We start from the raw sequence: 15180 nt of genomic DNA, 5'->3' as shown, positions 1-15180 counted from the left end.
GCCCCACCTGCATCTCGCCGGCGTCACCGGCTACGAGGGCGCGCTCGCGCACACCACCGACGAGGCGGCGCTCGGCGTCGTCCATGCGTACGTCGACAGCCTGGTCTCGCTGCACCGGCGGATCTCCGGCCTCCTCCCCGGCGACCGGGCGCCGGTCGTCAGCGCCGGCGGCAGCGCCTACTTCGAGCAGGTGGCCGACGCGCTCGCCCCGCTCGTGACTGAGGCCGAAGCGCGGGTGGTGCTGCGCAGCGGCGCCTACATCACCCACGACGACGGCTTCTACCGAGGCATCTCGCCACTCGGCAGCACGCCCCGCACCACCGGACCCGGCCTACGCAGCGCCCTGCACGGATGGGTGCGGATCAGCTCCCAGCCAGAGCCCGGGCTCGCCCTGTTCGACGCCGGCAAGCGCGACCTGCCCTTCGACGAGGGTCTTCCCGAGGCGCAGCTCCTGCGCGCCAGGACCACCGGCGCGCCCGCCACTCCCCTCGCGGGGGTCGAGGTGACCGCGCTCAACGACCAGCACGGCTTCCTCCGCTGGGACCCCGCCACCGAGCCACCGGTCGTGATCGGCGACGAGCTCCGCCTCGGGCTCTCCCACCCGTGCACCGCCTTCGACAAGTGGGGCCTGATCCCGGTCCTCGACGACGCCGACGCCGACGACCCCGTCGTCGTCGACCTCGTCCGCACCTGGTTCTGAGAGGACCGACCATGACCGACCTGCTCATCCGGGACGCGACCGTCATCGACGGCACCGGCGCCCCGGCCTTCCACGCCCACGTCAGCATCGACGCGGGCCGGATCACCGGCATCCACAGCGAGGGTGCGGCGCCGGTGGCGCGGCGCACCGTCGACGCTGCCGGCCGTGCACTGACGCCGGGGTTCATCGACATGCACGCCCACTCGGACCTGCAGATCCTGGTCAACCCCGACCACACCGCCAAGGTGAGCCAGGGCGTCACGCTCGAGGTCGTCGGGCAGGACGGGCTCTCGTTCGCGCCCGCCGACGCCGCCGCGCGGGCGCACCTACGCCGGCAGATCGCGGGGTGGAACGGCGAGCCCGACGACTTCGACTTCGACTGGGACACCGTCGCCGGCTACCTGGACCGGCTCGACCGCGGGATCGCGTGCAACGCGGCCTACCTGGTGCCGCAGGGGACGCTGCGGCTCATGGTGGTGGGCCCGGACAACCGGCCCGCGACGCCGGCCGAGATCACCGAGATGGCCCGGCTGCTCCGCGTCGGCCTCGAGGAGGGCGCGGTGGGGATGAGCAGCGGACTGACCTACCCGCCGAGCATGTTCGCCGACGACGACGAGCTGGCCACGCTGTGCCGGGTCGTCGCCGAGGCGGACGGCTACTACAGCCCGCACCACCGGTCCTACGGAGCCGGCGCGCTGGAGGCGTACGCCGAGATGATCGAGGTCGCCCGCACCTCCGGGTGCGCCCTCCACCTCACCCACGCGACCATGAACTTCGAGCCCAACCGCGGGCGCGCCGGTGAGCTCGTCGACGTCATCGAGGCCGGGCTGGCCGATGGCGTCGATATCACCCTCGACACCTACCCCTACCTTCCCGGCGCCACCACGCTCAGCGCCGTGCTGCCCAGCTGGTCGACCTCCGGTGGTCCCGACGCGCTGCTGGCGCGGATCGCCGATCCCACCGACCGGGCCCGGATCGCCCACGAGCTCGACCACGTCGGCACCGACGGCTGCCACGGCTGCGTGACCGACTGGCGCACGATCCAGATCAGCGGCGTACGCAACCCCGAGCTGTCGCACCACGTCGGCCGCACCGTCGCCGAGATCGCCGAGGAGTCCGGCCAGGTCGCCACCGAGGTCTTCTTCGACCTGCTCGTCCAGGACCGGATGGCCACCACGATCCTCCAGCACGTGGGCCACGAGGAGAACGTGCAGACGATCATGCGGCACCGGACCCACTGCGGCGGCAGCGACGCGATCCTCGTCGGCGAGCGCCCGCACCCGCGCGCGTGGGGCACCTTCCCCCGCTACCTGGCCCGCTACGTACGCGACCTCGGCGTGCTCGACCTGGTCGACTGCGTCCACCACCTGACCGGCCGCCCAGCCGCCCGGCTGCGGCTCCACGAGCGCGGCCTCGTCCGGGAGGGGTACGCCGCCGACCTGGTGCTCCTCGACCCCGACACCGTCCAGGACACCGCCACCTTCGAGGAGCCGCGGCAGCAGGCGCGCGGCATCGACTGGGTGCTGGTCAACGGCACCGCCGTCATCGAGGACGGCCACCGCACCGACGCGCTGCCCGGCCGGGCGCTGCGCCGCACCGACGAAGGAACCCGAGCCCGATGAGCAACCCCGTGACCGACACCCTCCGCGCCGAGCAGGCCCTGGTCGTCGTACGCGCCTCCCGCATCGACGATCCCGTCGCGCTCTGCGAGGCGCTGGCCGCCGGCGGCATCCGGACCGTCGAGCTGACCTACACGACGCCGGGCCTCACCGACCTGCTCGCCGACATCACTGCGCGTGCCGGCGACGACATCGTCATCGGTGCCGGCACGGTGCTGACCGCCGACCAGGCACGGGCCGCGCTGGCGGCCGGCGCCCGATTCCTGGTGACGCCGGGCCTTCCGGCCGACGCGGCGCAGATCGTGGCCGAGGCTCACGCCGTGGGCGCGGCCGTCATCCTCGGCGCGCTCACCCCGACCGAAGTCCTCACCGCGACCACGCTCGGTGCCGACGCGGTGAAGATCTTCCCGGCCCGGGCCGTCGGCCCGCGCTACTTCTCCGACCTGAGGGGCCCGTTCCCCGAGGTCGCCCTGATCCCTTCCGGCGGAGTCGACGACGACAACGCCGCGGAGTTCCTGCGGGCCGGCGCCATCGCCGTGACCGCCGGGACGTCGGTGGTCGAGCCCGCCGACGTCGACGAGGCCCGGTGGGAGCAGATCACCACCAACGCCGCCCGGTTCCGCGCAGCGCTGCGCTGAGTCCATCCCCTACCCATCCCCCACCCATCCCCCACCCTGACCCAACGGGAGAACCAGCCATGCACTGGCTCCAGACAAGCACCCCCGGACTGCTGCTGCTCTGCGCAGCGGCGATCGCCGTGCTCCTCTTCTTGATCATCAAGGTGAAGCTCGAACCCTTCATCGCCCTCTTCATCAGCGGCATCGGCCTGGCCGTCGCGGCCGGCCTGTCCGTCGAGCAGATGGTCGGCACCGCCCTCGCCTCGAAGGAGTCGCTCATCGAGACCGGCTTCGGCGGCGTGCTGGGCCACATCGCGCTCATCATCGGTCTCGGCACCGTGCTCGGCTCGCTGCTCGAACGCTCCGGCGGTGCGGACGTGCTCGCCTCGAAGCTGATCGGCATCTTCGGCGAGCGCGGCACCCCGGTCGCGATGGGCCTGGTCGGCCTGATCTTCGGCATCCCGGTCTTCTTCGACATCGGCATCTTCGTCCTCGCCCCGCTGGTCTACGTCGCCGCGCACCGCGGCGGCAAGTCACTCGTCCTCTACGCCCTGCCCGTGCTGGCCGGCCTGTCGATGACCCACGCCTTCCTGCCCCCGCACCCGGGCCCGACGGCCCTCGGCGGCCTCCTCGGCGTCGACCTCGGCTGGCTGATCATCATGGGCCTGGTGTGCGGCCTGCCCGCGTTCGCGGCCGCCGGCATCCTGTTCCCGGCCTGGATCGCCCCGCGGGTCCAGGTTTCCGTGCCCGAGGAGTTCCTGGTCGCCGAGACCGAGGCGGAGGAGGACCCGACGCCCGTCCCGCCGGTATCGCTCGCCCTCGTGCTCGCCGTCATCGCCGTGCCACTGCTCCTGATCCTCGGCGCCACCTTCGGCACGATGCTCCTCGACCCGGGCCGGCTGCTCAGCGTGCTCACCTTCCTGGGCAACCCGGCGATCGCGCTCACCATCGCGGTGCTGCTGGCCTTCTGGCTGCTCGGCATCCGTCGCGGGATGAAGCTCGAGGAGATCTCGGAGTTCACCGGCGCCTCGCTGCGACCGGTCGGCATGATCCTGCTCGTCGTCGGCGCCGGTGCCTTCTTCGGCTCCGTCATCTCCGCGACCGGCGTGGGCGCCGCTCTCGCCGAGGTGCTCGCCGACGCCGGCCTGCCGGTCCTCCTGCTGGCCTACGTGATCTCCTGCGGTCTCCGGATCGCGCAGGGCTCCGCGACCGTGGCGATCGTGACCACCGGCGGCATCGTCGGCCCGACGCTCGCCTCGGGCTACTCCCAGCCCGAGCTCGCCGTGATCGCCGTCGCGATCGCGGCCGGCTCGATCATCCTCAGCCACGTCAACGACGGCGGCTTCTGGATCGTCTCGCGCTACTTCAACCTCACCGTGAAGCAGACGCTGGCGACCTGGACCGTGCTGGAGACGGTGCTCTCGGTCACCGGCTTCGCGGCCGCCGCCGTCGCCTGGGCGATCGTCTGAGGATGCTCTCCGCAGGGCCTGGGCGGCCATCTGCCCGGGCCCTGCCGGGATCTGTTCCGAAGGTCACTCGATCGTCGTCCGAGGGCTCGGGCGGTGAATCGCTCCTCCTCGCTGACCTCCCAGACCTCGTACGCGGCGCGGAGGGCGAGGAGGCAGCCGAGGACGCGGCCGAGCCGGCCCGAGGTGGCGTCGCGGACGCAGGGTGCAACATGGGCCACCCGGCCCTCCCGGCCGGGACATCGTGCCCTGTCTATATCCAGGCGCCGAGACAACGCTCGGATCATGGAAACCGACGCAAGCACACCTTCGTCCGCCGCCCCGCTGACCTACACGGTCACGGGTAGCTCGATTGCAGGTGGACCCGCTCAGGTCCACACCGCCGGCGAAACCGTCATCTTGGACGCAAGCTGGGGTGCGGCACCATCCGAGCTACCAGGCCCAGCACATCTGCTCGCCGCGGCGCTGGCGGCGTGCCTGCTGAAGAACCTGGCACGCGCCAACGACCTGCTCTCGTTCCAGTACGAGCGCGCCGAGGTGCAGGTCACCGCCCGCCGCCAGGATGTACCGCCGAAGTTCACCGAGTTCGTCTACCGACTGCGGCTGGTCACCAACGAACCTCAACGCCGTCTCGACCTGCTGCAACGCAACCTGGAGGGTTATGGCACCGTCTACAACACCCTGGCCGCCACCTGTGACGTCCACGGCACCATCGTTGTCATTGCCTCCTCGCAGGCACACTGAACCGAGCCGACACTCCAGCACGCGGCCAGACGACCCGCGAACGTGGCCGCCGACGACTCGCTTCTCACCGGCACCCCGACTGTCCGCGGTGACCCTCAGCGCCCGCACGTTCGAGCAGAGCGATGACGCGCTCTCGGATGTGGTCGCGCAGTGGGCGGAGCGCCTCGACCTCCCAGCCTGCGGGATTGGGCAGGTCCCAGATCTCGTACGTCACGCCGTCGACCTGCGGGATGTCGAGGCCGGGCTTCATCGCGATGACGATGTCGGCCCGCCGGACCATCTCTTCGGTGATCTTGGTCGGCACGTGACCGGAGTCGTCGATGCCGATCTCGGCGAGGCTGGCGATGGTCCCTTCGCTGGGTCCCTCAGCCGGCGCGACCCCTGCGGAGAGCACGGTGGCACGCTCGCCGGCCGCGTCGCGGGCCAGGGCTGCGCCGAGGGCGGAACGGCCGGCGTTATGGGTACAGACGAACAGCAGCGTGGGCGTCATCGGGTCTTGTCCTTGGTTAGCGTGGCGCGTTCGGGGCCGATCCTGTGCTCCTTGACCCAGGCCTGCGTCGCCATCTGGACCGCGTCCCACGGGGAACCAAGGGGCGGGGTGTAGGAGAGGTCGAGCTCGGTCATGTCCGTCACGGTCATCTCGTGGAACAGCGCAGTGGCGTAGGTGTCGACGCGCTTGGAGATCTCCGCGCCCTTGGTGCCGATGAGCTGGGCACCGAGCAGGCGGCCGGTCTCCGCGTCGCCGGTGATCCGGATGGTGATCGGGGTCGCGCCCGGGTAGTAGGCCTTGTGGTCGTCCGGGGTCGCGGTCGTCGAGACTGGCGTGAAACCCGCAGCCTCGGCCTCGTGCTCGCGCAGCCCGGTGCGGGCGGCAACCAGGTCGAAGACCTTGACCACCTGGGTGCCGAGACTGCCGGCGAACTTCGCCGAGCCACCGAGCGCGTTCTCGCCGGCGATCCGGCCCTGTTTGTGGGCGGTGGTGCCGAGCGGGAGGTAGGTGGTGCCGAGGAGGCGGTGGTGGGTGACCACGCAGTCGCCGGCGGCCCAGATGTGGGGCAGCCCGGTGGCCATGGTCTCGTCGACGACCACCGCGCCACGCTCACCCATCTGGGCGCCGGCGCGGACGAGGAGGTCGGTGTCGGGACGTACGCCGACGACGACCAGAACCAGGTCAACGTCCCAAGCCAGGGCGGAGCCGTCGGTGGTCTTCCCGTCGACATGGAGACCTGCGTCGGTCTTGGTGATGCGGGTGACCAGCGAGTCGGTGTGGACGTCGACGCCGTTCTTAACCAGCTCTTCGTGGACCAGGGCACCGAGCTCGACCTCGACGGTCGGCAGCACCTCGGGAAGCATCTCGACCTGGGTGACCTTGATCCCGCGACCGGTCAGGCCCTCGGCCATCTCGAGCCCGACGTAGCCGGCGCCGACGATCAGCGCGCTCTTCGGCCGGATGCGGTCCAGCGACTCGGTGAGGGCGAAGGTGTCTCCCATCGAGTGCAGGAGATGTACACCCTCGGCCTGCGTCAATTCAGCGAGCCCCTCGATCGGCGGCTCGACGGGAACGGCCCCGGTCCCCACGATCAGCTCGTCATAGGCGATCTCGTCGGTGGAGCCGTCAGGGTTCTTCACGTGCAGCACCTGCGCCTCGACGTCGATCGAGTCGGCCCAGGTGTCGAGGCGCAGCTTCATCCCGGTGGCTTCGAGGTCCGCGTGGGTGCGGTGGGCGAGGTTGCGCCAGTGGGTGACCTCCCCCGAGATGTAGTAGGGAATGCCGCAGATCGAGAAGTTCGGGTAGGCGTCCGCGACGACGACGGTGACCTCGACCGACGGGTCGAGCTCGCGGGCGCGCAGAGCCGCGGAGATGCCGGCGTCGCTGCCGCCGATGGCTACCAGGTGCATGGTCGCGGTTTCCTTTCAGGAGTGGGTGCGCGATCGGAGAAGACCCGCCCGATTGTGACCGCCCGGTCGGCGAACGAGGTCGAGCTGACCAACCAGGGGGGCGCTGCCAAGGAGTTCGGCGAAAGGCCGACGGGCAAGAGAGGAGGTCACAGGTCACATATTGACCTCCATCGATGACTCAGTCAATATTGACTCAATGAGCGGTGAACAACTTTCCGACGCGGCCTCGCGAGCGGCCACCTACGCCGCGCTGGGCGATCCTGCACGCCTACGCATCGTCGACATACTTGCCCTGGGCGATGCCTCCTCATCCGAGCTCGCCCGGGCACTCGAGATGCCCAGCAACCTCCTCGCCCACCACCTCAAGGCGCTGCGCGAGGCCGGGATCGTGGTCAGTCACCGCTCGCAAGGCGACGGACGCCGCGCCTATCTCCGACTCTCCGAAGAGGCGCTCGCCATGGCCGCGCCTGCAGCCACCCGACCCGACCGGGTGGTGTTCGTCTGCACTGCCAACTCTGCCCGCTCCCAACTCGCGGCCGCCCTGTGGCGTCGCGCCAGCGACATACCAGCCGTCTCGGCCGGCACCGACCCGGCGGACCAGATCAACCCCCGCGCAATGGAGGCTGCTCAGCGCCACGGCCTTGACCTCCCGCGGGCACGGCCCCAGAGCCTCGACGACGTCGTGACTGAGAACGACCTCGTGGTCACCGTGTGCGACCTGGCCCACGAGTCCTTGAAGGTCGACCGCGAGCTGCACTGGTCGATCCCCGACCCCGCACGCGAAGGCACTACCGAAGCCTTCGACGCTGCCTATGACGAGATCAAGAGCCGCGTCAACACGCTCGCATCCCGCCTGGATCCCTGAGGTACATCCGTTCCCACCCCAAAGGGGCTCAACGATGAGCACTGACCTGACCCTCGACCAGCAACTCGCCGTCCAGACCGCCGTCGAGCGCCTCCACGAGGAGTTCTCCAGCCACTACAACGCAACCACCATCGAGCGGGTGATGCACTCCTCGCTCGACGAGCTCCTCAAGAGCTCGACCATGACCAACTTCGTGCCATTGCTGGCTGAGAGATTCACGCGGGACCGCCTGCACGCATTATCCCGCAGCGAAGGTACACATACAGACGGCAAGCAGGCTGTCCTCTTCCTCTGCGTCGAGAACGCCGGCCGTTCCCAGATGGCACTCGGCTTCTTCCAGCACTACGCCGGCGATCAGGCCGTCGGCTGGTCCGGCGGTTCAGCGCCGGCCACGGCGGTCAACCCGGTCGCCATTGAGGCCATGGCCGAGCTCGGGATCGACATCTCCGGCGAGCTTCCCAAGCCCTGGACCGACGAGACCGTCCGCGCTGCCGACGTCGTGATCACCATGGGCTGCGGCGACACCTGCCCGATCTTCCCCGGAAAGAAGTACGAGGACTGGGCGCTCGATGACCCCAAGGGGGCCGACATCGAGTTCGTACGCAGCGTCCGGGACGGCATCGAGCAGCGGGTGCTCAACCTGCTAGGCGAGCTCGGCATCGGCCCGAACCCCTCGATTGGGCGAGCTGGGACCGACGGCTAGGCCCACGCCCGTGCGAGCAGCTCGCGGGTGTCGGTCAGCAGCTGAGGCAGCGTCTTGGTGCGCCCGATGATCGGCATGAAGTTCTGGTCGCCGACCCAGCGGGGCACGATGTGCTGGTGCAGGTGGGCGGCGATGCCCGCGCCACCGGCGGTGCCCTGGTTCATCCCGATGTTGAAGCCCTCGGCCTGCGAGACGCCGGCGAGGGTGCGTACGGCCTGCTTGGTCAGCACCGCCATCTCGGCGGCCTCCTCGTCGGTGGTCTCGACGTAGCCGGCGACGTGACGGTAGGGGCACACCATCATGTGGCCCGGTGCGTACGGGTAGAGGTTGAGCACGACGAAGCAGGTCTCGCCGCGGTGGACGACCAGGCCCTCGGCGTCCTCGAGCGTCGGCACCCGGCAGAACGGGCACTTCGTCTCCGAGGGGTCGCTGGGCTTGTTCTCGCCTCGGATGTAAGCCATCCGGTAGGGCGTCCACAGCCGCTCCAGCCCGTCGCCCTCGCCGATGCCGTCCTGGGTGAGTACGCCGTCCATCTCCGTCACGCGGCAAACACTACTTAATCCCCTGGAAAGGTCAGTCGGGCACTTCCCCGGCCCGGAGCGCGTACGCCCCGGCGACGGCGGCGGCGAGCAGCACCACCAGGCAGGCCGCGGTGATCCCGGACAGGGCCTGCCAGGGGACGGTCAGCGGCGCGCCGGGCACGTCGCGTACCACCGCCTGCCGCACCAGCCAGGCCGTGAAGCCGGTGACCGCGCCGCCGACCAGCAGCGCGCCGGCGCCGGTGAACGCCGTCTCCCAGAGCATGGTCCGGCGCACCTGTGCCGGGGTGGCTCCGAGGAGTCGGGCGGTGGCGGTCTGGCGGCGGCGCTGGCTCATCCCGATCAGGACCGCGTTGACCGCCGCGATCGCGGCGTAGACCCCGGCCGGACCGAGCATCACCCACAGCACGACCGTGTTCGTCGCGCGGGCCTCGGCGGAGACGGTGCGGACCCACTCCTCGCCGGTGCTCACCTCGGCTCCGGTGCCCCGGAGCGCCTGTGCGGTCGCGGCGACCTCCGCACCGGCGTCGGTGCGCACGAAGACCGTCCCGGTGTCGCGGGCGACGCGGTGGATGCGTGGCAGGTCGTCGGGCACGATGACGTCGCTCCACAGGTTGGGGGCGTCGGGGACGACCGCGACCAGGCGCACCGTGACGATCCGGCCGTCGATGCGCATCCGGCGGGTCTGGCCGACCCGGCCGCCGAGATCGGTCACGTAGGAGGCGGTGACGGCCACCGCGCGGCCGTGCAGGTCGGCAAGGCTCCCCCGCGTCGCCCGCAAGCTCCGGGAGGCGGCCGCATCGCCGACGTCGACGACCTCGACCTCGGTGCGCTCGCCCGCGAACCCGACCTGCGCGGTGTGGCGTACGTCGCTGACGCGGACCCCGGGCAGGTCCTGGATCCGCTCGGGGCGGTCGGCCTGCTCGACGACCAGCTCCGAGGTGAGCGCGGCCCGGTCGGCGCCCTCGCTCCAGTCGGCGGTCGCGCCGACCGCGACCACCATCGAACCGGCCACCGCCATGATGGCCACCACCGGCGCCGCCACCGCGGAGGTCATCCGGCTGCTGGTGCGGGCGAGGTCGCGGGCCAGGTGTGCCGCCGGGTCCCGTCGCGCCACCACCGCACCGGCGTACGCCGCCAGCTCGGTGTAGAGCAGACCACCCACCGCGTTGGCACCGATGACGGCGACGATCGGCAGGAACATGCCCACGAGCAGCGCGAACAGCAGCGGCATCCCGGGAGCGAACCAGGCGGTGGCGACCAGCCCGGCGACCGTGGTGAGGGCGACCAGGCCTTGGACCACCGTGGGCCGGCGTCGCTCGAGGACCGCCTCGCGGAGCGCCTCGACCGGCTGCGTACGTCCGGCGCGGGCGCCCGCGCGCCACGCCCCGACGAGGGCGACGCCGACGCCGCAGGAGGCGGCGATCACCCACCCGGTCCCCTGGCTCGGCATCGCGAGGAGGACCGGCGTGACCCCGGCCCGGTGCAGGATCTGGAGCACCGGCACCGTCACCGCGGTGCCGAGCAGACAGCCTGCGACCGTGCCGACGGCCGCGACCGCGAGCGCCTCGCCGAGCAGCAGCGTCCGCACCTGACGCGGGGTGGCGCCGAGCAGACGGAGCAGTCCGAGCTCACGGCGCCGGGTGGTTACCACGAAGCCGAAGGTCGAGGAGACCACGAAGAGCGCCAGGAAGAGCGAGATGCCGGCCATGATGCCGAACAGCGACCCGAGGTCGTCGATCTGCCGCTGGGTCTGCTGGTCCAGGCCGCCGGTGGCGGTGCCGAGGGCTCCCAGCATGTTCGTGGCGAGGGTGATCAGGGCGATGCCGCCGGCGAGGGCGACGGCGGCACCGGCGTACGGCGGCCAGGACAGGCGCAACGACTTCAGGCTGTGCGCGCCGAGCGCGACGATGCTCATCGGGCAGGCTCGAGCTCGGCCATGCGGGCGCTGATCCGGGCTGGGTCGCTGCGCTCCATCTGCCCGACGATCCCGCCGTCGGCCAGGAACAGCACCCGATCGGCGTACGAGGCGGCGAGCGGGTCGTGGGTGACCATCACGACCGTCTGCGCCGGCCCGTGGACCCCTGGGGTGTCGACGAGGTCCCGGAGCAGCTCGAGGACGTCGCGTCCGGCGTGCCGGTCCAGCGCGCCGGTGGGCTCGTCGGCGAAGAGCACCGCGGGCCGGGCGTGCAGCGCCCGCGCGATGGCGACGCGCTGCTGCTGGCCGCCAGACAGCTCCGGGGGCCGCCTCCGGGCGAGGCCGTGCAGTCCGACCTGCTCGAGCGCCCCGATCACCGCAGCACGATCCGGCCGTCGTCCGGCGAGACGGGCGGGGAGGGCGACGTTGTCATAGGCGGTGAGGGCGTCGAGCAGGTTGTACTGCTGGAACACGAAGCCCATCGACTCCCGTCGCAGCTTCGTCAGGGTCGTCCGGCTCAGTCCCGACAGCGTCGTTCCGGCAACGCGGACGCTCCCCCGGGTCGGCCGGTCCAGGCCGGCGGCGATCTGCATCAGCGTGGACTTGCCCGATCCGGACGGGCCCATGATCGCGGTGAACGTGCCGGCGGCGAAGGCATGGCGCACGCCTCGCAGGGCGTGGACCGTGCCGGAGCGGGACCGGTAGGTGCGGGTGACGTCGTCGAGGACGACGGCGGGCGGGCCGGGCGGCCGGGGCGCATGGACGGCGGCCGGGATGGTGGCGGTCATGTCCTCCAGCAAACGCCGCCCACGCGGCGCGCACACGGGCGCGGACGCCACGAGGAGGTAGCGCGTGCGCTACCCCGCGTGGGGTGAGGAGTGCCTAGGCTTCGGTCATGAGACCTCCGGCCGACGTCTGGGCGGCGCTGCGCTCCTCCCCCTGGCGGCTGCTCGCCTCCAGCTGGCCGTGGCGCGCCCTGGCCTACCTGGCCTCCGGCGCGCTGGTCGGTCTCGTCGTCGCCGCGGTGCTGTTCGTGCTGGTTGGCATCGGGCTCCTCACCCTGGTCGTCCTGGTCGGAGTCCTGGTCCTGGCAGGGATCCCGCTGCTGGCGGCGCTCGTCGCCGACGTGGAACGCGTACGCCTCCGGCTGGTCCTCCCCGACGTCCGCCCGGGCCCGGCCGAGCCGCCCGCACCGATCACCTGGGGCGACCGGCTCCGGGCGCTGCGCCGACTGAGGATCTCCGGGCCCGAGGTCGGCTACACCGTGCTGCTCGCGACGGTGCTGTGGCTGGTGGACGCCGTCGTGCTCAACCTGATCATCACCATCCCGGGTGTGCTCGTCCTCGCCCCGGTCCTGGTCCGGCTGGACGCTCCGATCGCCGTCGGCCCCTGGCAGCTGAGCACCCCCGCGGAGGCCTGGATCGCGGTGGCGCCGGGGCTGGGGCTGCTCGTCGCCGGCCTGTACGCCGCCATCCTTCTCGCCGCCGCCCAGGCCAGCCTGGCGCGGCTCCTGCTCGAACCGGCCCAGATCCGGATGGCGGCGGCCGTCGCCGACCTGCGCCGCTCCCGGGTCGACCTCGTGGACGCGTTCGAGACCGAGCGCAGCCGGATCGAGCGCGACCTCCACGACGGCGCGCAGCAGCGGCTGGTCGCGCTGACCATGACGCTCGGCCTGGCCGAGCTGGAGGTGCCCGAGGGCGCCGGGCTCGACCTCGTCCGGCAGGCCCACGCCCAGGCGGAGACGGCGCTGGCCGAGCTTCGCGCCACGGTCCGCGGGATCCACCCACGGGTGCTGGTCGACCATGGGCTGACCGCCGCCGTCCACGAGCTCGCCGACGCCGCCGGGCTGCCGGTCTCGGTCGACCTGCGGATCGACGGGCGGCTGCCGACGCCGGTCGAGGCCGCGGCGTACTTCGTGGTCGCCGAGGCGCTCACCAACGCGGTCCGCCATGCCGGTGCCCGCTCTGCCCGCGTCGAGGGCCAGCTGACCGGTGACCGGCTCGAGGTCGGCGTACGCGATGACGGGGCCGGCGGCGCCACCATGCGTCCCGGCGGCGGGCTCGCCGGCCTGGCCACCCGCCTGGCCGCCCTGGACGGCCACCTCGAGGTCACCAGCCCGCCCGGCGGACCGACGGAAGTGAGGATGACGTGCCCGACCGTGCTTCCCTGAGGGCTCCGCTGAGGGCTCCGCTGAGGATCGTCCTGGCCGAGGACGCCGCGCTGCTGCGCGAGGGCCTGCTCGCGATCCTCGAGCGAGCCGGCCACGAGGTCATCGCCGCGGTCGGCGACGCCGACGCCCTGCTCGCCTTCACCGACCACACCCGCCCCGACGTGGTCATCACCGACATCCGGATGCCGCCGACCCACACCGACGAAGGGCTGCGAGCCGCCGCCGAGCTGCGCCGGCGGCACCGCGACCTGGCCGTCCTGGTGCTCTCGGCGTACGTTGCCGACGCCTACCTGGCCGAGCTCCTCGACACCACCGGTGGCGGCGGCATCGGCTACCTGCTCAAGGACCGGGTCGGACACGTCCGGGACTTCCTCGACAGCCTCGACCGGGTGGCCGGCGGCGAGACGGTCGTGGATCCGCAGGTCGTACGCGGCCTGCTCAACCGCCACCAGCCCGACGGTCCGCTCGACGTGCTCTCGGAGCGCGAGCGCGAGGTGCTGGCGCTGATGGCCGAGGGACGGACCAACGGCAGCATCGCCGCCGCGCTCTTCGTCTCCGAGGCCGCCGTTCGCAAGCACGTCGGCAACATCTTCGCCAAGCTCCGGCTCGACCCCACCACCGACCGCCGGGTCTCCGCCGTCCTCGCCTACCTGCGCGAGGCCTAGAGGGACCACCGTGCCCGGCATCCCGCTTGGGTGACGGTCATAGAGTGGCAACACCCCACGACGTTGCGCGCAAGCGGGCTCCTCCGCCCTTCATCCAGGCTCACCCAGCGTGCCGAAGTGACCACTCCCGTCAGTGACCGCACCTCCGCCTCGGCGCCCGAACCGCCCGGCGGCAGCGGCGCACGCGTCACCGGCAGAGGCTGGGCGGATTCCGCGATCGTGTTGCTGGCCGCTCTGCTGGCGATGGCCGCCTGGCTGCCCTTCCGCCACAGCCCGCTCACCGCGGACGAGAGCGGCTTCCTGATGGTGGCTCAGCAGTGGCAGCCGGGCCGTTCGCTGTACGGCGACTACTGGGTCGACAGGCCCCCGCTGCTGCTCTGGCTGTTCACGATCGCAGGCCACCTCGGACCTGTCGAGACCACCACCTCCGGGGTCGTCGCACCCGGGCTCAAGCTGCTCGGCGCCATCGCCGGCGGGGTGTCGGTCGCCCTGGCCGGTGTCCTGGGCGGCCAGGTGTCCCTGGGGAATCGCTCGGTGCGGCTGACGACCGTCGTGCTGGCGGCGGCGTTGCTGTCCAGTCCGCTGCTCGGGATGTCGGCGGTCAACGGCGAGCTGCTGGCGGTGCCGTTCGTCCTGCTCGGCCTCGTCTGCATCGTGGGGGCGGCGCGCAGACCGTGGGGATGGCGCGCCGCGGGGCTCGCCGCCGCGGCCGGTGCCTCCGGCATGGCCGCTGCGCTGGTGAAGCAGAACTTCATCGACGTCTTCGTGTTCACCGCCGTCCTCGTGGCCGTCTCCCAGCGGCGGCTGCCCCGGGTGTGGGCACACGCCGCCACGTTCACGGGCGGCGCCGCGGCATCGCTCGGCGCGGCGGTCGTAGGGGCCGGCGCCCAGGGCACCTCCGTGCCCGAGCTGTGGGACGCGGTCGTGGTCTTCCGCACCCATGCCGCGGCGCTGATCGAGGCCTCGGCCTCCTCCGCGACGGCCGCACGAGGCGCGATGCTCGCCACGGCGGCTCTGGGCAGCGGGGCCGCCGTCGTCCTCGTCGTCGCGGTGGCGGCGATCCTCGCGCGCAGGTCGCCGCTGGCCCTGCCTGTGCTCGCGATGACCGGGTGGGAGGTGCTCGCGATCGCCGCGGGCGGCAGCTACTGGCTGCACTATCTGACCGGAATCGTCCCCGGTCTCGTGCTGGTGGTGGCCACCGTCCGGCACGATCCACCACCCGACTCTCGGCCCGGGCGCGCGCTGAGGTACGCGGTGGCCTACACGGTCCTCGCC

At 71.9% G+C, this 15180-nt stretch carries 14 protein-coding genes and 1 pseudogene; 10 read left to right on the top strand and 5 right to left on the bottom strand.

The window, feature by feature from the left end:
• From ACFVJS_RS05070 to ACFVJS_RS05050, 5 genes and pseudogenes are all read left to right on the top strand, one after another.
• Positions 1-700, top strand: a pseudogene (locus ACFVJS_RS05070) (amino acid deaminase); the annotation flags it as partial.
• A gap of 11 nt (positions 701-711) precedes the next feature.
• Positions 712-2322, top strand: coding sequence for an amidohydrolase family protein (locus ACFVJS_RS05065; protein WP_378877846.1), 1611 nt, complete (start codon positions 712-714; stop codon positions 2320-2322).
• On the top strand, positions 2319-2957 hold the full coding sequence (locus tag ACFVJS_RS05060; protein ID WP_378877845.1) for a bifunctional 4-hydroxy-2-oxoglutarate aldolase/2-dehydro-3-deoxy-phosphogluconate aldolase: 639 nt from the start codon (positions 2319-2321) through the stop codon (positions 2955-2957). Before ACFVJS_RS05065 ends, ACFVJS_RS05060 begins: the two co-directional genes overlap by 4 nt.
• A 59-nt stretch (positions 2958-3016) precedes the next feature.
• Complete coding sequence (locus ACFVJS_RS05055; protein WP_378877844.1) at positions 3017-4405, top strand: GntP family permease; 1389 nt, start codon at positions 3017-3019, stop codon at positions 4403-4405.
• A 282-nt stretch (positions 4406-4687) separates the two neighbouring features.
• Positions 4688-5146 carry an OsmC family protein gene (locus ACFVJS_RS05050; RefSeq protein WP_378877843.1) on the top strand — a complete coding sequence of 153 codons (459 nt, stop codon included), beginning with the start codon at positions 4688-4690 and terminating at the stop codon, positions 5144-5146.
• 64 nt (positions 5147-5210) lie between these two features.
• Here ACFVJS_RS05050 and ACFVJS_RS05045 read toward each other — a convergent pair whose 3' ends face one another.
• On the bottom strand, positions 5211-5636 hold the full coding sequence (locus ACFVJS_RS05045) for a low molecular weight phosphatase family protein (protein ID WP_378877842.1): 426 nt from the start codon (positions 5634-5636) through the stop codon (positions 5211-5213).
• The gene (locus ACFVJS_RS05040) at positions 5633-7045 is read right to left on the bottom strand and encodes an FAD-dependent oxidoreductase (RefSeq protein ID WP_378877841.1); all 1413 of its coding nucleotides are present in this window, start codon (positions 7043-7045) and stop codon (positions 5633-5635) included. Before ACFVJS_RS05040 ends, ACFVJS_RS05045 begins: the two co-directional genes overlap by 4 nt.
• Positions 7046-7205: 160 nt before the next feature.
• Here ACFVJS_RS05040 and ACFVJS_RS05035 point away from each other — a divergent pair, with 160 nt between their 5' ends.
• Both ACFVJS_RS05035 and ACFVJS_RS05030 read left to right on the top strand, forming a co-directional pair.
• Positions 7206-7910 carry a metalloregulator ArsR/SmtB family transcription factor gene (locus tag ACFVJS_RS05035; protein ID WP_378877840.1) on the top strand — a complete coding sequence of 235 codons (705 nt, stop codon included), beginning with the start codon at positions 7206-7208 and terminating at the stop codon, positions 7908-7910.
• Between the two features lie 34 nt (positions 7911-7944).
• Entirely contained in the window at positions 7945-8613 is a 669-nt protein-coding gene (locus ACFVJS_RS05030) for an arsenate reductase ArsC (protein WP_378877839.1), read from the top strand.
• On the opposite strand, the gene ACFVJS_RS05025 is transcribed toward ACFVJS_RS05030, so the two are convergent.
• From ACFVJS_RS05025 to ACFVJS_RS05015, 3 genes are read right to left on the bottom strand one after another with little or no spacing between them, the layout of a single operon-like run.
• Entirely contained in the window at positions 8610-9146 is a 537-nt protein-coding gene (locus tag ACFVJS_RS05025; RefSeq protein WP_378877849.1) for an HIT family protein, read from the bottom strand. The genes ACFVJS_RS05030 and ACFVJS_RS05025 overlap by 4 nt on opposite strands.
• 40 nt (positions 9147-9186) lie before the next feature.
• On the bottom strand, positions 9187-11070 hold the full coding sequence (locus ACFVJS_RS05020; RefSeq protein WP_378877838.1) for an FtsX-like permease family protein: 1884 nt from the start codon (positions 11068-11070) through the stop codon (positions 9187-9189).
• Complete coding sequence (locus ACFVJS_RS05015; RefSeq protein WP_378877837.1) at positions 11067-11858, bottom strand: ABC transporter ATP-binding protein; 792 nt, start codon at positions 11856-11858, stop codon at positions 11067-11069. The genes ACFVJS_RS05020 and ACFVJS_RS05015 overlap by 4 nt, the downstream gene beginning before the upstream one ends.
• 107 nt (positions 11859-11965) lie before the next feature.
• On the opposite strand from ACFVJS_RS05015, the gene ACFVJS_RS05010 reads away from it, so the two are divergent.
• The 3 genes from ACFVJS_RS05010 to ACFVJS_RS05000 form a co-directional block, all read left to right on the top strand.
• A complete protein-coding gene (locus ACFVJS_RS05010; RefSeq protein ID WP_378877836.1) occupies positions 11966-13240 on the top strand; it encodes a sensor histidine kinase in 1275 nt (424 codons plus the stop codon).
• Between the two features lie 20 nt (positions 13241-13260).
• A complete protein-coding gene (locus ACFVJS_RS05005; RefSeq protein WP_378877848.1) occupies positions 13261-13905 on the top strand; it encodes a response regulator in 645 nt (214 codons plus the stop codon).
• 117 nt (positions 13906-14022) lie between these two features.
• Positions 14023-15180 (top strand): hypothetical protein (locus ACFVJS_RS05000; protein WP_378877835.1); only part of this gene is annotated, 1158 nt, incomplete at its 3' end.

Source organism: Nocardioides sp. NPDC057772 (assembly GCF_042798075.1).
GTDB lineage: Bacteria > Actinomycetota > Actinomycetes > Propionibacteriales > Nocardioidaceae > Nocardioides.
This window is presented reverse-complemented; position numbering and strand designations above follow the sequence as displayed.

Excerpts from the sequence above, each read along its gene's own strand:
- ACFVJS_RS05050 (WP_378877843.1), top strand. The coding sequence starts at position 4,688 with ATGGAAACCGACGCAAGCACACCTTCGTCCGCCGCCCCGCTGACCTAC.
- ACFVJS_RS05040 (WP_378877841.1), bottom strand. The coding sequence starts at position 7,045 with ATGCACCTGGTAGCCATCGGCGGCAGCGACGCCGGCATCTCCGCGGCT.
- ACFVJS_RS05060 (WP_378877845.1), top strand. The coding sequence starts at position 2,319 with ATGAGCAACCCCGTGACCGACACCCTCCGCGCCGAGCAGGCCCTGGTC.
- ACFVJS_RS05010 (WP_378877836.1), top strand. The coding sequence starts at position 11,966 with ATGAGACCTCCGGCCGACGTCTGGGCGGCGCTGCGCTCCTCCCCCTGG.
- ACFVJS_RS05015 (WP_378877837.1), bottom strand. The coding sequence starts at position 11,858 with ATGACCGCCACCATCCCGGCCGCCGTCCATGCGCCCCGGCCGCCCGGC.
- ACFVJS_RS05045 (WP_378877842.1), bottom strand. The coding sequence starts at position 5,636 with ATGACGCCCACGCTGCTGTTCGTCTGTACCCATAACGCCGGCCGTTCC.
- ACFVJS_RS05055 (WP_378877844.1), top strand. The coding sequence starts at position 3,017 with ATGCACTGGCTCCAGACAAGCACCCCCGGACTGCTGCTGCTCTGCGCA.
- ACFVJS_RS05025 (WP_378877849.1), bottom strand. The coding sequence starts at position 9,146 with ATGGACGGCGTACTCACCCAGGACGGCATCGGCGAGGGCGACGGGCTG.
- ACFVJS_RS05065 (WP_378877846.1), top strand. The coding sequence starts at position 712 with ATGACCGACCTGCTCATCCGGGACGCGACCGTCATCGACGGCACCGGC.
- ACFVJS_RS05030 (WP_378877839.1), top strand. The coding sequence starts at position 7,945 with ATGAGCACTGACCTGACCCTCGACCAGCAACTCGCCGTCCAGACCGCC.
- ACFVJS_RS05020 (WP_378877838.1), bottom strand. The coding sequence starts at position 11,070 with ATGAGCATCGTCGCGCTCGGCGCGCACAGCCTGAAGTCGTTGCGCCTG.